This window comes from Streptomyces sp. SCSIO 75703 (genome assembly GCF_036607905.1).
Classification (GTDB): domain Bacteria; phylum Actinomycetota; class Actinomycetes; order Streptomycetales; family Streptomycetaceae; genus Streptomyces.
In genome coordinates this window covers 4,916,367-4,930,723 of record NZ_CP144555.1, presented here as the reverse complement: position 1 = coordinate 4,930,723, position 14,357 = coordinate 4,916,367, and the positions used below count along the sequence as shown (strand labels likewise).

Sequence of the window (14,357 nt, the reverse complement as noted above, 5' to 3'; positions counted from 1 at the left end):
GCGACGCCCCTACAGTCCGGAGTCGGCCGTACGCACCAGGATGCGGCGGCAGTTCTCGCAGCGGACCACGGTGTCCGGGGCGGCCTGGCGGATCTCGTTCAGTTCGGTGATGGCCAGTTCCTGGCGGCAGCCCTGGCAGGTGCGCTGGGACAGCTTGGCCGCGCCGACCCCGCCCTGCTGCTCGCGCAGCCGGTCGTAGAGCTTCATCAGGTCGGCGGGGACCGCCGCGGCGACGACCTCGCGGTCCTTGGTCACCGAGGCGGCCTCGGCGTCGAGTGTGCCGAGGGCGGTGTCACGGCGGGCGGTGACCTCGTCGAGGCGGCCCTGGACGGCGGCGACCCGCTCGGTCAGCTCGGCGACGCGCTCCTGCGCGGACTCCCGGCGCTCCATCACCTCCAGGACGATGTCCTCCAGGTCGCTCTGGCGCTTGGCGAGGGAGGCGATCTCCCGCTGGAGGCTCTCCAGGTCCTTCGGGGAGGTGACCGCGCCGGAGTCCAGGCGCTGCTGGTCGCGGGCGGCGCGGCGGCTCACCTGGTCCACGTCCTGTTCGGCCTTGGTCTGTTCGCGGGCGCAGTCGCTCTCCTCGGTCTGCGCCGCCACCAGCAGGTCGCGCTGCTGGGCGTGGTCCTTGGTCAGCGACTCGACCTCGGCGTGCTCGGGCAGCGAGCGCCGCTTGTGCGCGATCTGCTGGAGGCGGACGTCCAGGTCCTGGACGTCGAGGAGGCGGATCTGGTCGGCGGGCGCGGCGTTCAGTTGGGGGCTCCTGCGGTCGGGTCGGCGGACGCCGCGTGGGCGGTCCAGGGGTCGGTGACCGTCCGGGAGACGTGGACCCTCAGGCCCCATCCCCTCCGGTCGGAGATCTCGTCGAGCTGGGCGGCGGCCAGCTCGCACCAGGGCCATTCGGTGGCCCAGTGCGCGGCGTCGAACAGCGCGAGGGGGCTGTGGGCGCGGGCCTCGGAGGCCGGGTGGTGGCGCAGGTCGGCGGTGAGGAAGGCGTCGACCCCGGCGGCCCGTACGTGGTCGAAGAGGCTGTCGCCGGAGCCGCCGCTGACGGCGACGGTGCGGACGGTGGCCTCCGGGTCGCCGGCGACGCGGATGCCCTGCGCGGTGGCGGGCAGCCGCGCGGCGGCCCGGCGGGCGAACTCGCGGACCGTGAGCGGGTGGTCCAGCTCGCAGATCCGGCCCAGTCCGCGGCGGCCCTCCGGGTCGCCCGGGTCCGGCACGAGGGGCCCCACGACACGCAGGCCGAGGGCGCCGGCCAGGGCGTCGGAGACACCGGGGTCGGCGGTGTCGGCGTTGGTGTGCGCGACGTGCAGGGCGATGTCGTTCCTGATCAGCGTGTGCACGACCCGGCCCTTGAAGGTGGAGGCCGCGACGGTCGTGGTCCCCCGCAGGTAGAGCGGGTGGTGGGTGACGAGCAGGCCGGCGCCGAGGTTCACCGCCTCGTCGACGATCTCCTGGACCGGGTCGACCGCGAACAGGACCCGGGTGACCTCCTGGCCGGGGTCGCCCACGACGGTGCCGACCGCGTCCCAGGACTCGGCCCGCTCGGCGGGCCACAGGTTCTCCAGCGCGGCGATGACTTCTGACAGACGGGGCACGCAGGCAAGGCTACCTGGCCGTCCCGCGCCGCCGTACCCGCCGCGTGTGCAGGGCGTATCCACGGCGTATCCGCGGGCGCCCGCCCCGGCGCACCCGCCGTACGACGGCACCCGCGCCGTGCGAGCGCCCCCGCCATAGGACAGCGCCCCCGCCGCCACCGCCCGCCCCGCCACCGCCCGTTCGGCCGCCCGGCGCCGCACCGTGCCGTCCACCGCCCCTCACCCCGCCCCTCACCCGTGCCGCACCCGTGTCCGCCACGCCCACGTCCCCGGCACCCGCGTCCCGCGGCCCCCGAGGGAGGGGGCAGCACACTCGGAGCCCCTTCCTCGGCAGAATCGTTCCTGTGCCACCCGTTTGTGTGACGAGGGTGGTCGTCGGTCCTCCGGCCGCGCGTACGAAAACTAGCTTCGTCGCCGGAGGTGACCGAACGATGACAGCGTGTGCGATCGAGCCGTCGGCGGACCGCGGGATCGGCGACCACGAGGACGGCCCGCCGCGGCCGGGCTGCGCCGTCGCCGCGGAGGGCGCCTACGCCGCCCGCCTCGCCCGCGACGGCGAGTCCTGGTTCCCGGAGCGCTGGACGCTGGACGGCCCCGAGCCCTACGCCGTGCCGCTCCCCGCGCACCAGCCCGAGGAGCCCGGTACCGAGGTGCAGCCGATGGGCGACGGGCGGGTCCTGGTGCACCGGGTGGCGGCGGAGCGGCACCTCTTCGCCCTGCTGTACCCCGCCGGGCCCGGCACCGGCGAACTGCCGCTCGGCGCGGTCGAACACCCCCGGGACTCCGGCGCGCTGCGGCTGGTCCCCCCGGTCCCCGGCGGCGAGCGGGCCTACGCCCTCGCCGTGGGCCCGCGGACGACGACCGTGTGGCGGGTGGCCGGCGGTCCCTCGGGGCCCGAGCCGGTCGCCGAGGTCACCGGCCGCTGCGCGGGCGGGGCATGGCTGGACCGCGAGGGCCGGATGCTCGCGGTGGACCGGGAGACCGGCGGGCGCACCAAGGCGGTCGTCGTGGACCTGGCGCGGGACGGCGAGGTGTCGCCGCTGCTCCAGATCGCCGAGGACAGCGACGACCGGGTCCTGCTGGCCGACCCCGACAGCGGTCTGGTGCTGGTCCGTTCGGACGCGCCCTCGCCCGGCGCTCACCGGCTCGGCTGGGGGGTGCTGGGCAGCACACTGCCGGTGCGCTTCCCGGGATGCCTGACCGTACCCGGCTGCACGGTCACCCCCTTCGCCGTCCAGCCGGGACAGGCGCTGACGCCCGAGCGGTGCGCCGTGGCGCTGCGGGTGGACGGGCCGTTCGGGAGCTGGGTCGGGGTGTGGCGGCCGGCCGAGCGGCGGATGCGGCACCTCCCGGCGCCCGAGGGCTGGCTGGCCGGAGCCGGGCTGTGGACGCCGGAGGGCGAACTGTGCCTGCCGTACGCCACGGACGAGGTGCCCTGCGGGCTGGCCCGGCTGACGGTGCCCGAGGACGACGCCGAACCGGCGCGGGAGGAGGAGCCGGAGCCCGGGGCGGCGGCACCGGCACCGGCCCCGGCGCCGCGGCCGGTGCCCCTGCAACAGGCCCCGCTGGCCCGACTGGCGGAGCGGGCGCCGCGGGTAACGAAGTAGTCGCGAAGTAGTCGCGGTTGGCGTGACGGCCCCGGGGGCCGTCGGACCCGCCGGTTAGACTCGCCCGGCTACAGGAAAGATCAGTGTGACGGGGTGAATTCCTTCCGATGAGCGACGCCAGCACGAACCAGCCGACGCGGGCCGACGGTGCCGACGTTCACGAGACCTCCGCGGGCCGCGGCCGGCACCGCGGACCGGTCTCCGAGCACGACGCCGAGGCGGCGCCGAGCGGCCGCCACCGCAAGCCCGCCGAGCGGGCCGAGACCGCGGCGGCCTGACCGTACGACCACCACGGCCGCCACCGACCGCCTCGGCCGGCGCGGTCGCCGGGCCCCGTCCGCCGCTTCCGGCGGGCGGGGCCTTCGCCGTCCCGCGCCGCGCTCAGCCGGTCCCCGGCCCGCCGTCCCGCCCGCTCTCCGGCGCCTCGGGCACGTCCCCCGCCGGGGCCGCCTCCCGTGGTGCCTCCCCGGCACCGGTGCGCGGCCCCTCGGCCTTCGCCGGCGCCGTGCGCGCGGGGAGCCAGGCCCACATCAGCAGGGCGCCCGCGACCAGCACCACGGCGCCGGTACGGAAGACCAGGGCGTACCCGTCGGTCAGCGCCTCGGGGCCCGCCCCGTCCCCGCCGGACCGGGCTGCCGCGATCGTCGACATCACGGCCAGGCCGAGCGAACCACCCATCGTGCGGGAGGTGTTGATGAGCCCGGAGACCAGTCCGGCGTCGCCCGGGGCCGCCCCCGAGGTGGCCACCGAGGCCAGCGGCGTGCCGGCGAGCCCGGCGCCCAGCATCATCAGCACCCCCGGGATCATGATCGCGGTGAGGTAGTCGCCGTCGGCGGTCATCGTCGACTGCCAGGCGTAACCGGCCGCCGAGACCAGCGTGCCCAGCGCCGCCAGGTTCCGCGCCCCGATCAGCCGCATGAAGCGGGGGGCCGCCTTCGAGCCCAGGACCACGGCGAGGGAACTGGGCACCAGCGCGAGACCCGCCTCCAGCGGCGAGTAGTGGAGGACGTTCTGGGCGTAGAGCGTCATGAAGAACCACATCGAGAACATCGCCGAGCCGCACACCAGCATCGCCACGTTGGCCGAGCCCACCGACCGCAGCCGCAGCAGGGCGAGCGGCACCAGCGGGGCGACGGTCCGCGCCTCGACGAGGAGGAACAGCGCGAGCATCGCCGGCCCGGCCACCAGCGGCACCAGCGTGGCCGCCGCCGACCAGCCCGCCGACTCGGTCTGCGAGATGCCGTACGCGAGGGTCGCCATCCCGGCGGTCACCAGCAGCGCGCCGGGCAGGTCGAGCCGGCGCCGCCGCCCGGACCGGCTCTCGGAGAGCCAGCGCACGGCACCGGCGAGGACGACCGCGCCGACGGGCACGTTGATGAGCAGGACCCAGCGCCAGGAGAGCCCGTCGACCAGGACGCCGCCGACCAGTCCGCCGGCCGCGCCGCCGCCCGCGCCCACGGCGGTCCAGGTGGCGATGGCCCGCGCCCGCGCGGCGCCCTCCGGCACGGCCGCGGTCAGGATCGTCAGCGTGGACGGCGCCAGCACCGCCGCGCCCAGCCCCTGCACGGCGCGGGCGGCGAGCAGTTCCCAGCCCTCCCCGGCGAGACCGCCGCCCAGCGAGGCCAGCGTGAACAGGCCGAGCCCCACCAGGAACATCCGCTTGCGCCCGTAGAGGTCCCCGGCCCGTCCGCCGAGCAGCATGAGGCCGGCGAAGGAGATGGCGTAGGCGTTGACCACCCACTGCAGGCCCTGGGCGCTCAGGTCGAGGTCGGCGCGCATCGAGGGGAGCGCGACGTTGACGACGGAGACGTCGAGGACGACCAGGAACTGCCCGGCGCAGGCGAGCGCCACGATGAGCCAGGTCGGTGGTGTACGGCGAGGGGATATCCGGGCGGCGGGGGTTCGGGGGGCTTGCAGCATGGACGTCATGGTCTCAGCCGGGTGGCGCCCCTTGCACCGGGATAGTCGCGCGGCACGGCCGGACGGGGCGCGCGGACGCCCGGACGGCCCGCCGCCGGGGCCGGCGGGCGCCCGGACGGAGCCCGCCGGCCCCCGGCCCCCCGGCCGTGCCCTCCCCCGCGCCCGTACGCGGCCCGCGGGACCCCCGCGGCCTCGTCCCCTCCCCCGGCACCCGGCGGCTCGCCCGTCCCGGTCTGCCCGTCCCGCTCCGCCCGCCGGTCCCGCCCCCCGCCGCCCGTGCGTCCCGAGGCACGGTGGACGCCCGGCCCGGGGGTCGGCCAAGATTCCCTTAGGGGCCCGAAGCAACGGAATCGGCGCCCCGCGCACGGGGGCCCGCCCGTGCCCGTCCCGCCGCCGGCGCGGACCCGACCCCGCCCCGGAGGCCCGAGCCCATGACGCCGACGTCGCCCGACCGGCCCCTGACCGCGGCGCGCAGGAGCGTCGTCCCGGTGCTCGCCTTCGCGGGCATCACGGTGGCGGTGATGCAGACGCTGCTGGTCCCCGTCATCAAGGACCTGCCGCGCCTGCTGGACACCACCCCCGCCGACGCCACCTGGGTCCTGACCTCGACCCTGCTGGCGGGCGCCGTGGCCACGCCGGTCATGGGACGCCTCGGCGACCTGTACGGCAAACGGCGGATGCTGATCGCCAGCCTCGCCGTGATGGTGGTCGGCGCGCTGGTCAGCGCGGTCACCGCCAGTCTGGTCCCGATGATCGTGGGGCGGAGCCTGCAGGGCTTCGCCATGGGCGCGATACCCCTCGGCATCGGGCTGATGCGGGACCTGCTGCCGCCCGAGCGGCTCGGTTCGGCGATGGCCCTGATGAGTTCGTCGATCGGCGTCGGCGGCGGACTGGCCCTGCCCGCGGCGGCGCTGGTCGCCCAGCACGCCGACTGGCACACCCTCTTCTACGGCGCCGCCGCGCTCGGCGTCCTCTCCATCGCGCTCACCCTCCTCGTGGTGCCGGAGTCACCGCTGCGGGCGCGGGGTTCCTTCGACCTGCCGGGCGCGCTCGGCCTCGGCGCGGGTCTGCTGCTCTTCCTGCTGCCGATCACGAAGGGCGCCGAGTGGGGCTGGTCCTCGCCGGGCACGGTGGGCCTGTTCGCCGGCTCCCTGGTGGTGCTCCTGCTGTGGGGGTGGCTGGAGCTGAGGGTGGCGGCGCCCCTGGTCGACCTGCGGACGACGGCCCGCCGCGAGGTCCTGCTCACCAACCTCGCCTCCGTCATGATCGGCGTCTCCTTCTACGTGGTCTCCCTGGTCCTGCCCCAGCTCCTCCAACTGCCCACCGCCACCGGGCACGGGCTGGGGCAGTCCATGGTCGTGGCGGGGCTGTGCGTGGCCCCGCTGGGGCTGACGATGATGTTCACCGCGCCGCTGTACGCTCGGCTGTCCGCCCGCCACGGACCGCGCACCACGCTGATCATCGGCCTGCTGGTCATCGCGGCCGGCTACGGCGGCGGGCTCGGCCTGATGGCGGCGGCCTGGCAGACCGTCCTCACCTCGGTGCTGCTGGGCGCGGGCGTCGGCCTGGCCTACGCGTCGCTGCCCGCGCTGATCACCGGCGCCGTCCCGGCGTCGGAGACCGGCGCGGCCAACGGCCTCAACACCCTGATGCGGTCCATCGGCACGTCGGTGTCGAGCGCGGTCGTCGGCATGGTGCTGGCGGCCACGGCGCACGACGCGGGCGGGGTCGCCGTGCCCTCCCTGCGCGGTTTCCGGATCTCCTTCCTGATCGCGACCGGCGCGGTGGCGGTGGGCCTGGTCCTGGCACTGCTGCTGCCCCGCCGGGTGTCCGCGGCGGGCGGGGCGCGGACGCCGGTGCCGGGCCGGGCCGGGCAGGCGCGGGCCGGGTTCCGGGGGCGGGTGCTGGCCGCCGACGGCACGCCGGTCGCGCACGCCAGGATCACGCTGCTCGACCGGCACGGGCGACGGGCGGGGGCGGCCCTCTCGGGCGGCGACGGACGGTACGCGCTCGCCGTACCCGGCGGGGGCCCGTACGTGCTGGCCGCCCGCGCCGCCGGGCACGGTCCGCTCGCGCACGCGGCGACCCACACGGGCGGGGAGGGGACGGTGGAGCTGGACCTCGCCCTGCCGGGCGAGACGGTCCCCGCCTGACGGCCGGCCCGCGCCGGGTGCCGCGTCACGCCCCCGCCGTGTACGCCGCGGGGCCGGTGCGGCAGCATGGGCCGCCGCACGTCCCGCCCCGCACGACCGCACGACCGCACGACCGAGAGGACCCCATGTCCGCGGCACCCGCGCCCGATGTCCAGGCCGCCTTCGAGGCAGCGAAGGGCTTCATGCCCCCGCACGAGGGCCTGGCCCTGTACGCCGCGGCGCTGGAGGCGGGCCGGCTCGGGCTGCCGCTGCTGGAGGTCGGCACCTACTGCGGGCGTTCCACGCTGCTGCTCGCCGAGGCGGCGCGGCTGAGCGGCGTCAGCGTGTTCACCGTCGACCACCACCGGGGCAGCGAGGAGCAGCAGCCCGGCTGGGACTACCACGACCCGGAGACGGTCGACCCCGAACTCGGCGTGATGGACACCCTTCCGCACTTCCGCCGCACGCTGCGCCGGGCGGGGCTGGAGGAGCACGTGGTGGCGCTGGTGGGCCGCTCGCCGCAGATCGCGGCGGTCTGGAACGCCCCCGTCGGCCTGGTGTTCATCGACGGCGGCCACACCGACGAGCACGCCGGCGCCGACTACGAGGGGTGGGCGCCGCACGTGGCGGAGGGCGGGTTCCTCGTCATCCACGACGTCTTCCCGGAACCGGCCGACGAGTTCACCGGGCAGGCGCCGTACCGGGTCTACCTGCGGGCGCTCGGGTCCGGCGCGTTCACCGAGGTCTCGGTGACCGACTCGCTGCGCGTCCTGCGCAGAACGTCGGCGGGGGCCGGGGCGCGCGGCGAGGGTCGCTGACGTGTCGTACACAGGCCCGGACACCGAACCGCCCCGCCGTTCCCCGCTGCGCCGCCCGTCGGTCGTGGCGCTGGCCGCGCTGGTGCCCGGCGCGCTGCTGGGCTGGGGCGTCTACGCGGCGGTCGGCGACGACGGCGGCGGCCGGGCGGACACCGCGCAGGCGTCCCCGGCGGCGAGCGGCACGGCCGCCTCCCGCGACCCCTCCGCCGCGCCCTCCGGATCGCCGGACGGGGCCGCGGGCGGGAGCCCGTCCGCGCAGGCGTCCCCGTCGGGCACCGCGCCGGGGTCCGCGCCCCCCGCGACCGGCCCGCTCAAGGGCAAGGTCGTCGTGATCGACCCGGGCCACAACACGGGCAACTCCCGCCACACGGCCGAGATCAACCGGGCCGTGGACGTCGGCACCCACCGCAAGGAGTGCGACACCACCGGCACGTCCACGGACGACGGGTACGCGGAGGCCGCGTTCACCCTGGACGTGGCACACCGGCTGCGGGCGCTGCTGGAGGAGCAGGGCGTGACGGTGCGCCTGACCCACGACGGGGACCGGCCGTTCGGCCCGTGCGTGGACGAACGGGCCCGGATCGGCAACGAGGCGCACGCGGACGCGGCCCTGTCCATCCACGCCGACGGCTCCGGCACCGGCAACCGCGGCTTCCACGTGATCCTGCCGGGCGCGGTGCGCGAGGGCGCCGCCGACACCCGCGCCATCGTCGCCCCCTCCGCCGAACTCGGCGAGCGGATCGCGGGCAACTTCGTCCGGGTCACGGGCAGCGCGCCCGCCAACTACCTCGGCGGCGGCACCGGTCTCGTCACGCGGACCGACCTGGGCGGTCTCAATCTGTCAACGGTTCCGAAGGTGTTCATCGAGTGCGGCAACATGCGGGACGCCACGGACGCCTCCCTCCTGACCAGCGGTTCCTGGCGGCAGAAGGCCGCGGAGGGGATGTCTGAGGGAATCGTGAGTTTCCTGCGCGGGTCGTGATCGGCGCACCCGTCCCTGCGGACAGCTCCGGCACCCGGAGGATAGTGTCGTCCGTACGATGAGGGGCCACCCCCGCGCTTCACACCGGGGCCCGAGGGCGACAGGGTGACAGCGACGCCTCCAACGACGAGACGACCTACGAAGGACCTGAAGTGAATATCCGCTCCCTCACTCGAGGCGACGGCGTGGTGATCGGAGCAGCGGTGTTGCTGTTCATCGCCTCGTTCCTCAACACGTACGAAGGCAGCAGCAGCGGCATCCCCAACGCCTGGGACGACCTCGGTCTGGTGATGAGCCTGTACGTCGGTGGCATCATCGGCGCGGTCCTGATCGTCCTCGCCCGTGCCCTCCCGCAGCCGCGCAAGGTGGCCGGCCTGGAACTGGGGCAGTTCGGTGTCGCGCTCTCCGTCTTCGCCGCGTGGACCGCGTTCTGGACGATCGTCGACCCGGCGGGTCCGTTCGACCGGCTCGGCTCGGTCGGTGTCGGCGCCGGTCTGGTCCTCGGCCTGATCGGCGCCCTGGCGCTGGCCGCGGGCGCGATCGCCACCCCGCTGGTGCCCGCGCTGGGCGCGGCCCTGCTGCCCGCCCCGAGCCCCGCCGCGCCGCAGCCCTACGGGGCGCAGCCGCAGGGCGGCTACGGCTACCCGGGCGCGCCGCAGCCGCAGTTCGGCGGCCAGCAGCCGGGGCAGCCCTTCGGGGGCCAGCCGTCGCAGGGCGGCCAGCAGGCGCCGGCGCAGCCGGCCGGGGACTTCTCCCCGTTCTGGTTCGCCGTGCCGGTGCCGCGTCCGCTGTTCGGGGAGGACGGTTCGCCGACCCCGATCGCCGAACTGGCGCCGGGCACCTGGTACCTGGCGGTGGAGCAGCGGGGGGCGAACCTGGTGGCGCAGACCCAGGACGGCCGCCGCGGCGTGCTCCAGGACACCTCGGGCATCCAGCGCGGCTGACCCGCTCGGCTGCCGCCAACGGCCCCTCGCCCACCGGTACGTCCGGGCGGGGGGCCGTCCTCGTGCCCCGACGGGCCGGCGGGGGCGGCCGGTGCGGCGCGGCGGGCTCCCGGAAGCGGTCTCCGGGGCCGGACGTGGAGCACGTCCCCTCGGCATCGGCAGGCACCGCCGTCGCTGGCCGGGCGGCGGTGCCTGCCGGTCAGCGGCGGCGGGAGGGGCCGGGTGCGCCCTCGCGGGCCCGGTCAGACGCAGCAGTCAGGGTCGAGGCCGCGCGGCAGCAGGTCGCCGGCGAAGACCCGGCAGGTCGCCTCGTGTCCGCCGAGCGCGGCGACCGCGAGGAGCAGGGAGCCGGCGGTCCAGGTGGTCAGCTCCCGCGGCCAGACGGCGTCGTCCTCGTAGACGTAACCGGTCCAGTACAGGCCGCTCGCGGGATCGCGCAGGTGCCGGATGGACTGGAGGATCTCCAGCGCGCGGTCGGACTCGCCCACCGCCCACAGGGCGAGGGCGAGTTCGGCCGACTCGCCGCCGGTGACCCACGGGTTGGGGACCACGCAGCGCACGCCGAGGCCGGGGACGACGAAGCGGTCCCAGCCCTCCTCGATCCGGCTGCGCGCCTCGGTGCCGCCGAGGGCGCCGCCCAGCACCGGGTAGTACCAGTCCATGGAGTAGCGGCCCTTGTCGAGGAACCGCCCGGGGTGCCGCCGGATGGCGTGCCGCAGCGCGCCCGCCGCCAGTTCCCAGTCGGGCTGCGGCTCCTCGCGCTGTTCCGCGACGGCGAGGGCGCAGCGCAGCGCGTGGTGGACGGAGGAACTGCCGGTCAGCAGCGCGTCGGTGGTGTCCGTGCCGTCCTCGTCGCGACGCCAGCCGATCTGCCCGCCGGGCTGCTGGAGGCGCAGCACGAACTCGACGGCGGCGACGACGACCGGCCACATCCGGTCGAGGAAGGTGTCGTCGCCCGTGGCGAGGTAGTGGTGCCAGGTGCCGACGGCCACGTACGCGACGAAGTTGGTCTCCCGGCCCCGGTCGGTGACGTCGTCGAAGGCGCCGTCGGCGTAGGCCGCGTACCAGGAGCCGTCCGGGTTCTGGTGGCGGGCGAGCCACAGGTAGGCCCGTTCGGCGGCCTCGTGCTCGCCGGCCGCGTCCAGGGCCATGGCGGCCTCGACGTGGTCCCAGGGGTCGAGGTGGTGGCCGCGGAACCAGGGGATGGCGCCGTCCGGGCGCTGGACGCCGAGGATGCCGCGGACGGTGGCGGCGGCCTCGTCGGCGGTCAGGACGCCGGGCAGGACGAGGTGTTCGGCGCGGGGGGCGCGGGAGGTGGTCACGGGGCGCCCACCCGGGGCAGGTGCGGCTTGGTCGCGTAGGCCACGAAACTCTTGCCGAGCAGCGGGTTCAGGGCCTGTTCGGCGACCCGGGTGGCGAGCGGCTTCTTCATGATGTCCCAGACCAGCAGCTTGTGGTACGCCCGCACGGGCAGCGCCCGGTCGTTGTCGACGCCGAAGGCGCATTTGAGCCACCAGTACGGAGAGTGCAGGGCGTGCGCGTGGTGGGTGCCGTAGGGGCGCAGGCCGGCCCCGCGGATCTTGCGGAGGAGTTCGTCGGCGCGGTAGATCCGGATGTGGCCGCCCTCGACCTCGTGGTAGGCGTCGGACAGGGCCCAGCAGACCTTCTCGGGGCCGTAGCGGGGGACGGTGACGGCGATGCGTCCGCCGGGGCGCAGCACGCGGACCATCTCGGCGAGGACGCCCTTGTCGTCGGGGATGTGCTCCATCACCTCGGAGATGATGACGACGTCGAAGGACTCGTCGGGGAAGGGCAGGGCGAGGGCGTCGCCCTCCACGGCGGTGGCGGTGGCTCCGGGCGGGGCCTCGCCGGCCTCCTCCATCGCGGCGAACCAGGTGGCGACCTCGCGGATCTCCTCCGCGTTGCGGTCCAGGGCGACGACGTGCGCGCCGCGCCGGTAACACGCGAAGGCGTGCCGTCCGGCGCCGCAGCCGAGGTCCAGGACGCGGTCGCCGGGGGCGAGCGGGAACCGGGTGAAGTCGACGGTCAGCACGTGGCCCTGCTTTCGGGATAGACGCCGGTGTCACGGGGGGAGGTCGGGGCGGCGGTCCGGGGCGCGGCGCGGTCCGGGGCGGTGGGCGCGGCGGCGACGGCCTCCCGGTAACGGGCGGCGGTGCCCTCGGCGGCGCGGGCCCAGGTGAAGTGGCGCAGGACCCGGTCGCGCCCGGCGGCGCCGAGCCGGGCCCGCAGCGCCGGGTCGCCGAGGAGCCGGCCGAGTCCGGCGGCGAGGGCGCCCGCGTCGCCGGGCGGCACCGCGAGGCAGGTCTCCCCGTCGCGTCCGGCGACCTCGGGCACGGCGCCGCCGGTGGTGGCCAGCAGGGGCGTGCCGGTGGCCATGGCCTCGGCGGCGGGCAGCGAGAACCCCTCGTACAGGGACGGCACGCAGGCGACCTCCGCGGAGCGGACCAGGTCGACGAGCGCGGCGTCGGAGATGCCCTTGACGAACTCGACGGCGCCGTCGAGTCCGTACCGGTCGAGCGCCTGGGCGACGGGCCCCTCGGCGGGCCGCTTGCCGACCACGACGAGGTGGGCGCCGGGCCGCTCGGTGCGGACCTTGGCCAGCGCCTCGACGAGGAAGACCAGGCCCTTGAGCGGGACGTCGGCGCTGGAGGTGGTCACGATCCGGCCCGGTACGCGGGGCACGGAGGGGTCGGGCGAGAAGAGGCCGGTGTCGGCGCCGATGGGGACGACGTGGACGCGGTCGCCGCGCACGCCGAGGTCGTCGACGATCTCCTGACGGGAGGTGCCGGAGACGGTGAGCACGCTGGGCAGCCGGCGCGCGACCCGCTTCTGCATGCGGGTGAAGCCGTACCAGCGGCGCACGGACAGGCGGCGCTGCCAGGTCTCGGCGGCCTCCAGGTCGAGGCGGCGGTCGACGGTGATGGGGTGGTGGATGGTGGTGACCAGGGGGGCGCCGAGGTCGCCGAGGAGTCCGTAGCCGAGGGTCTGGTTGTCGTGGATCACGTCGAAGTCGCCGCGGCGGGCCAGCAGAAGGCGGCGGGCGCGCAGCGAGAAGGTGAGCGGCTCGGGGAAGCCGCCGGTCCACATGGTGGCGACCTCCAGCGCGTCGACCCAGTCGCGGTACTCCTCGCGGCGCGGGGTGCGGAAGGGGTCGGGCTGGCGGTAGAGGTCGAGGCTGGGCAGTTCGGTCAGGCGCGGTCCGCCGGGGGCGTCCTGGGCGTCGAGGACGGGGTAGGGCTGGGCGCCGATGACCTCGACGTGGTGGCCGAGACGGGTCAGTTCGCGGGAGAGGTGGCGTACGTAGACGCCCTGACCACCGCAGAACGGGTTCCCCTTGTAGGTGAGGAGCGCGATGCGGAGCGGTCGCGAGCCGTCGGCGGCGGGCTCCGGGCCGGGGCCCGCCTGACTGGCCTCAGCGGTCACTCTTGGGCCCCCTTCTGCCTGCGCCGTCCCGCGAGACTACGCCGGGACGCTAACCTAGAACAAGTTTCAGACTTGATCGTCCGGAGGCTCCGAATCTACCGGCAGGTAGGGATGCTGTGACCGGTGGATCAGGTGATTCGCGCCACGGCGGGAGGCCGCGGCGCACCGGGCGTCGGGGAGAAGGTGACCAAGGTGGACAAGCCGGGAGCCGGCTCCGGGTGCCGTCCCGTTTCCCCGTCCCTCACCGCGCGTCAGGAGGCGCGGCGGCGCCGCATCCTGCGCGCGAGCGCGCGGCTCGCGGCCCGGGGCGGCTTCGAGGCGGTGCAGATGCGTGAGGTGGCGGAGTCCTCCGAGGTGGCCCTCGGCACGCTGTACCGCTACTTCCCGTCCAAGGTGCATCTGCTCGTCGCGGTGATGCAGGACCAACTGGAGCGGCTGCACGCCACGTTGCGCAAGCAGCCGCCGGACGGCGACACGGCCGCGGAGCGGGTCGCGCAGACCCTGGTACGGGCCTTCCGGGCGCTCCAGCGCGAACCCCGGCTGGCCGAGGCGATGGTGCGGGCGCTGACCTTCGCCGACCGCAGCGTCGCCCCGGAGGTCGAGCAGGTCTCGCGGCAGACCACGGCGATCATCCTGGAGGCCACGGGCGGGCTGGAGGACCCGGCGCCGGGGCAGCTCGCGGCGGTCCGCGTCATCGAGCACACCTGGCACTCGACGCTGGTCGCCTGGCTCTCGGGCCGCGCCTCCCTCGCCCAGGCGACGGCCGACATCGAGACCGCGTGCCGCCTGATCGAGCTGACCTCGGCGGACCCCCGGACCCCGTAGCCCGGCCGCGCCGGCCGGGCGGGGACGGGGACGGGGACGGCGTGGTCCGGCCGCGACAGGACGGGGCGGCGTGACCCGGCCGCT

At 75.9% G+C, this 14,357-nt stretch carries 13 protein-coding genes; 7 read left to right on the top strand and 6 right to left on the bottom strand.

Features of this window, described 5'->3' with window-relative positions; all coding sequences use genetic code 11:
- Positions 1–9: 9 nt before the first annotated feature.
- Together VM636_RS21635 and VM636_RS21630 are read right to left on the bottom strand one after the other, a co-directional pair.
- Entirely contained in the window at positions 10–753 is a 744-nt protein-coding gene (locus tag VM636_RS21635) for a C4-type zinc ribbon domain-containing protein (RefSeq protein WP_338486421.1), read from the bottom strand.
- The gene (locus tag VM636_RS21630; protein WP_030421602.1) at positions 750–1,601 is read right to left on the bottom strand and encodes a Nif3-like dinuclear metal center hexameric protein; all 852 of its coding nucleotides are present in this window, start codon (positions 1,599–1,601) and stop codon (positions 750–752) included. Before VM636_RS21630 ends, VM636_RS21635 begins: the two co-directional genes overlap by 4 nt.
- Before the next feature lie 431 nt (positions 1,602–2,032).
- Here VM636_RS21630 and VM636_RS21625 point away from each other — a divergent pair, with 431 nt between their 5' ends.
- Both VM636_RS21625 and VM636_RS21620 read left to right on the top strand, forming a co-directional pair.
- Positions 2,033–3,208 carry a hypothetical protein gene (locus VM636_RS21625; protein WP_053912540.1) on the top strand — a complete coding sequence of 392 codons (1,176 nt, stop codon included), beginning with the start codon at positions 2,033–2,035 and terminating at the stop codon, positions 3,206–3,208.
- A gap of 107 nt (positions 3,209–3,315) precedes the next feature.
- Positions 3,316–3,486, top strand: a complete 171-nt coding sequence (locus VM636_RS21620) for a hypothetical protein (RefSeq protein ID WP_078856080.1) — start codon at positions 3,316–3,318, stop codon at positions 3,484–3,486.
- Positions 3,487–3,589: 103 nt separating this feature from the next.
- On the opposite strand, the gene VM636_RS21615 is transcribed toward VM636_RS21620, so the two are convergent.
- The gene (locus VM636_RS21615; protein WP_338485386.1) at positions 3,590–5,128 is read right to left on the bottom strand and encodes an MFS transporter; all 1,539 of its coding nucleotides are present in this window, start codon (positions 5,126–5,128) and stop codon (positions 3,590–3,592) included.
- Between the two features lie 431 nt (positions 5,129–5,559).
- On the opposite strand from VM636_RS21615, the gene VM636_RS21610 reads away from it, so the two are divergent.
- From VM636_RS21610 to VM636_RS21595, 4 genes are all read left to right on the top strand, one after another.
- A complete protein-coding gene (locus VM636_RS21610) occupies positions 5,560–7,281 on the top strand; it encodes an MFS transporter (protein ID WP_338485384.1) in 1,722 nt (573 codons plus the stop codon).
- 125 nt (positions 7,282–7,406) lie between these two features.
- On the top strand, positions 7,407–8,078 hold the full coding sequence (locus VM636_RS21605) for a class I SAM-dependent methyltransferase (protein ID WP_030421598.1): 672 nt from the start codon (positions 7,407–7,409) through the stop codon (positions 8,076–8,078).
- Position 8,079: 1 nt separating this feature from the next.
- Complete coding sequence (locus VM636_RS21600) at positions 8,080–9,060, top strand: N-acetylmuramoyl-L-alanine amidase (protein WP_338485382.1); 981 nt, start codon at positions 8,080–8,082, stop codon at positions 9,058–9,060.
- A 152-nt stretch (positions 9,061–9,212) separates the two neighbouring features.
- A complete protein-coding gene (locus VM636_RS21595; RefSeq protein ID WP_030421596.1) occupies positions 9,213–10,004 on the top strand; it encodes a hypothetical protein in 792 nt (263 codons plus the stop codon).
- Between the two features lie 242 nt (positions 10,005–10,246).
- On the opposite strand, the gene VM636_RS21590 is transcribed toward VM636_RS21595, so the two are convergent.
- Genes VM636_RS21590 through VM636_RS21580 form a run of 3 tightly spaced genes read right to left on the bottom strand, consistent with a single transcriptional unit; the run spans position 10,247 to position 13,448 of the window.
- Positions 10,247–11,326, bottom strand: a complete 1,080-nt coding sequence (locus VM636_RS21590) for a prenyltransferase (RefSeq protein WP_030421595.1) — start codon at positions 11,324–11,326, stop codon at positions 10,247–10,249.
- Positions 11,323–12,057, bottom strand: coding sequence for a class I SAM-dependent methyltransferase (locus tag VM636_RS21585; protein ID WP_338485380.1), 735 nt, complete (start codon positions 12,055–12,057; stop codon positions 11,323–11,325). The genes VM636_RS21590 and VM636_RS21585 overlap by 4 nt, the downstream gene beginning before the upstream one ends.
- Positions 12,051–13,448 (bottom strand): glycosyltransferase family 4 protein, encoded by a 1,398-nt coding sequence (locus tag VM636_RS21580; protein ID WP_030421593.1) that lies wholly within the window; start codon positions 13,446–13,448, stop codon positions 12,051–12,053. The genes VM636_RS21585 and VM636_RS21580 overlap by 7 nt, the downstream gene beginning before the upstream one ends.
- A 183-nt stretch (positions 13,449–13,631) precedes the next feature.
- Here VM636_RS21580 and VM636_RS21575 point away from each other — a divergent pair, with 183 nt between their 5' ends.
- Positions 13,632–14,273, top strand: coding sequence for a TetR family transcriptional regulator (locus VM636_RS21575; protein WP_030421592.1), 642 nt, complete (start codon positions 13,632–13,634; stop codon positions 14,271–14,273).
- Positions 14,274–14,357: the final 84 nt, after the last annotated feature.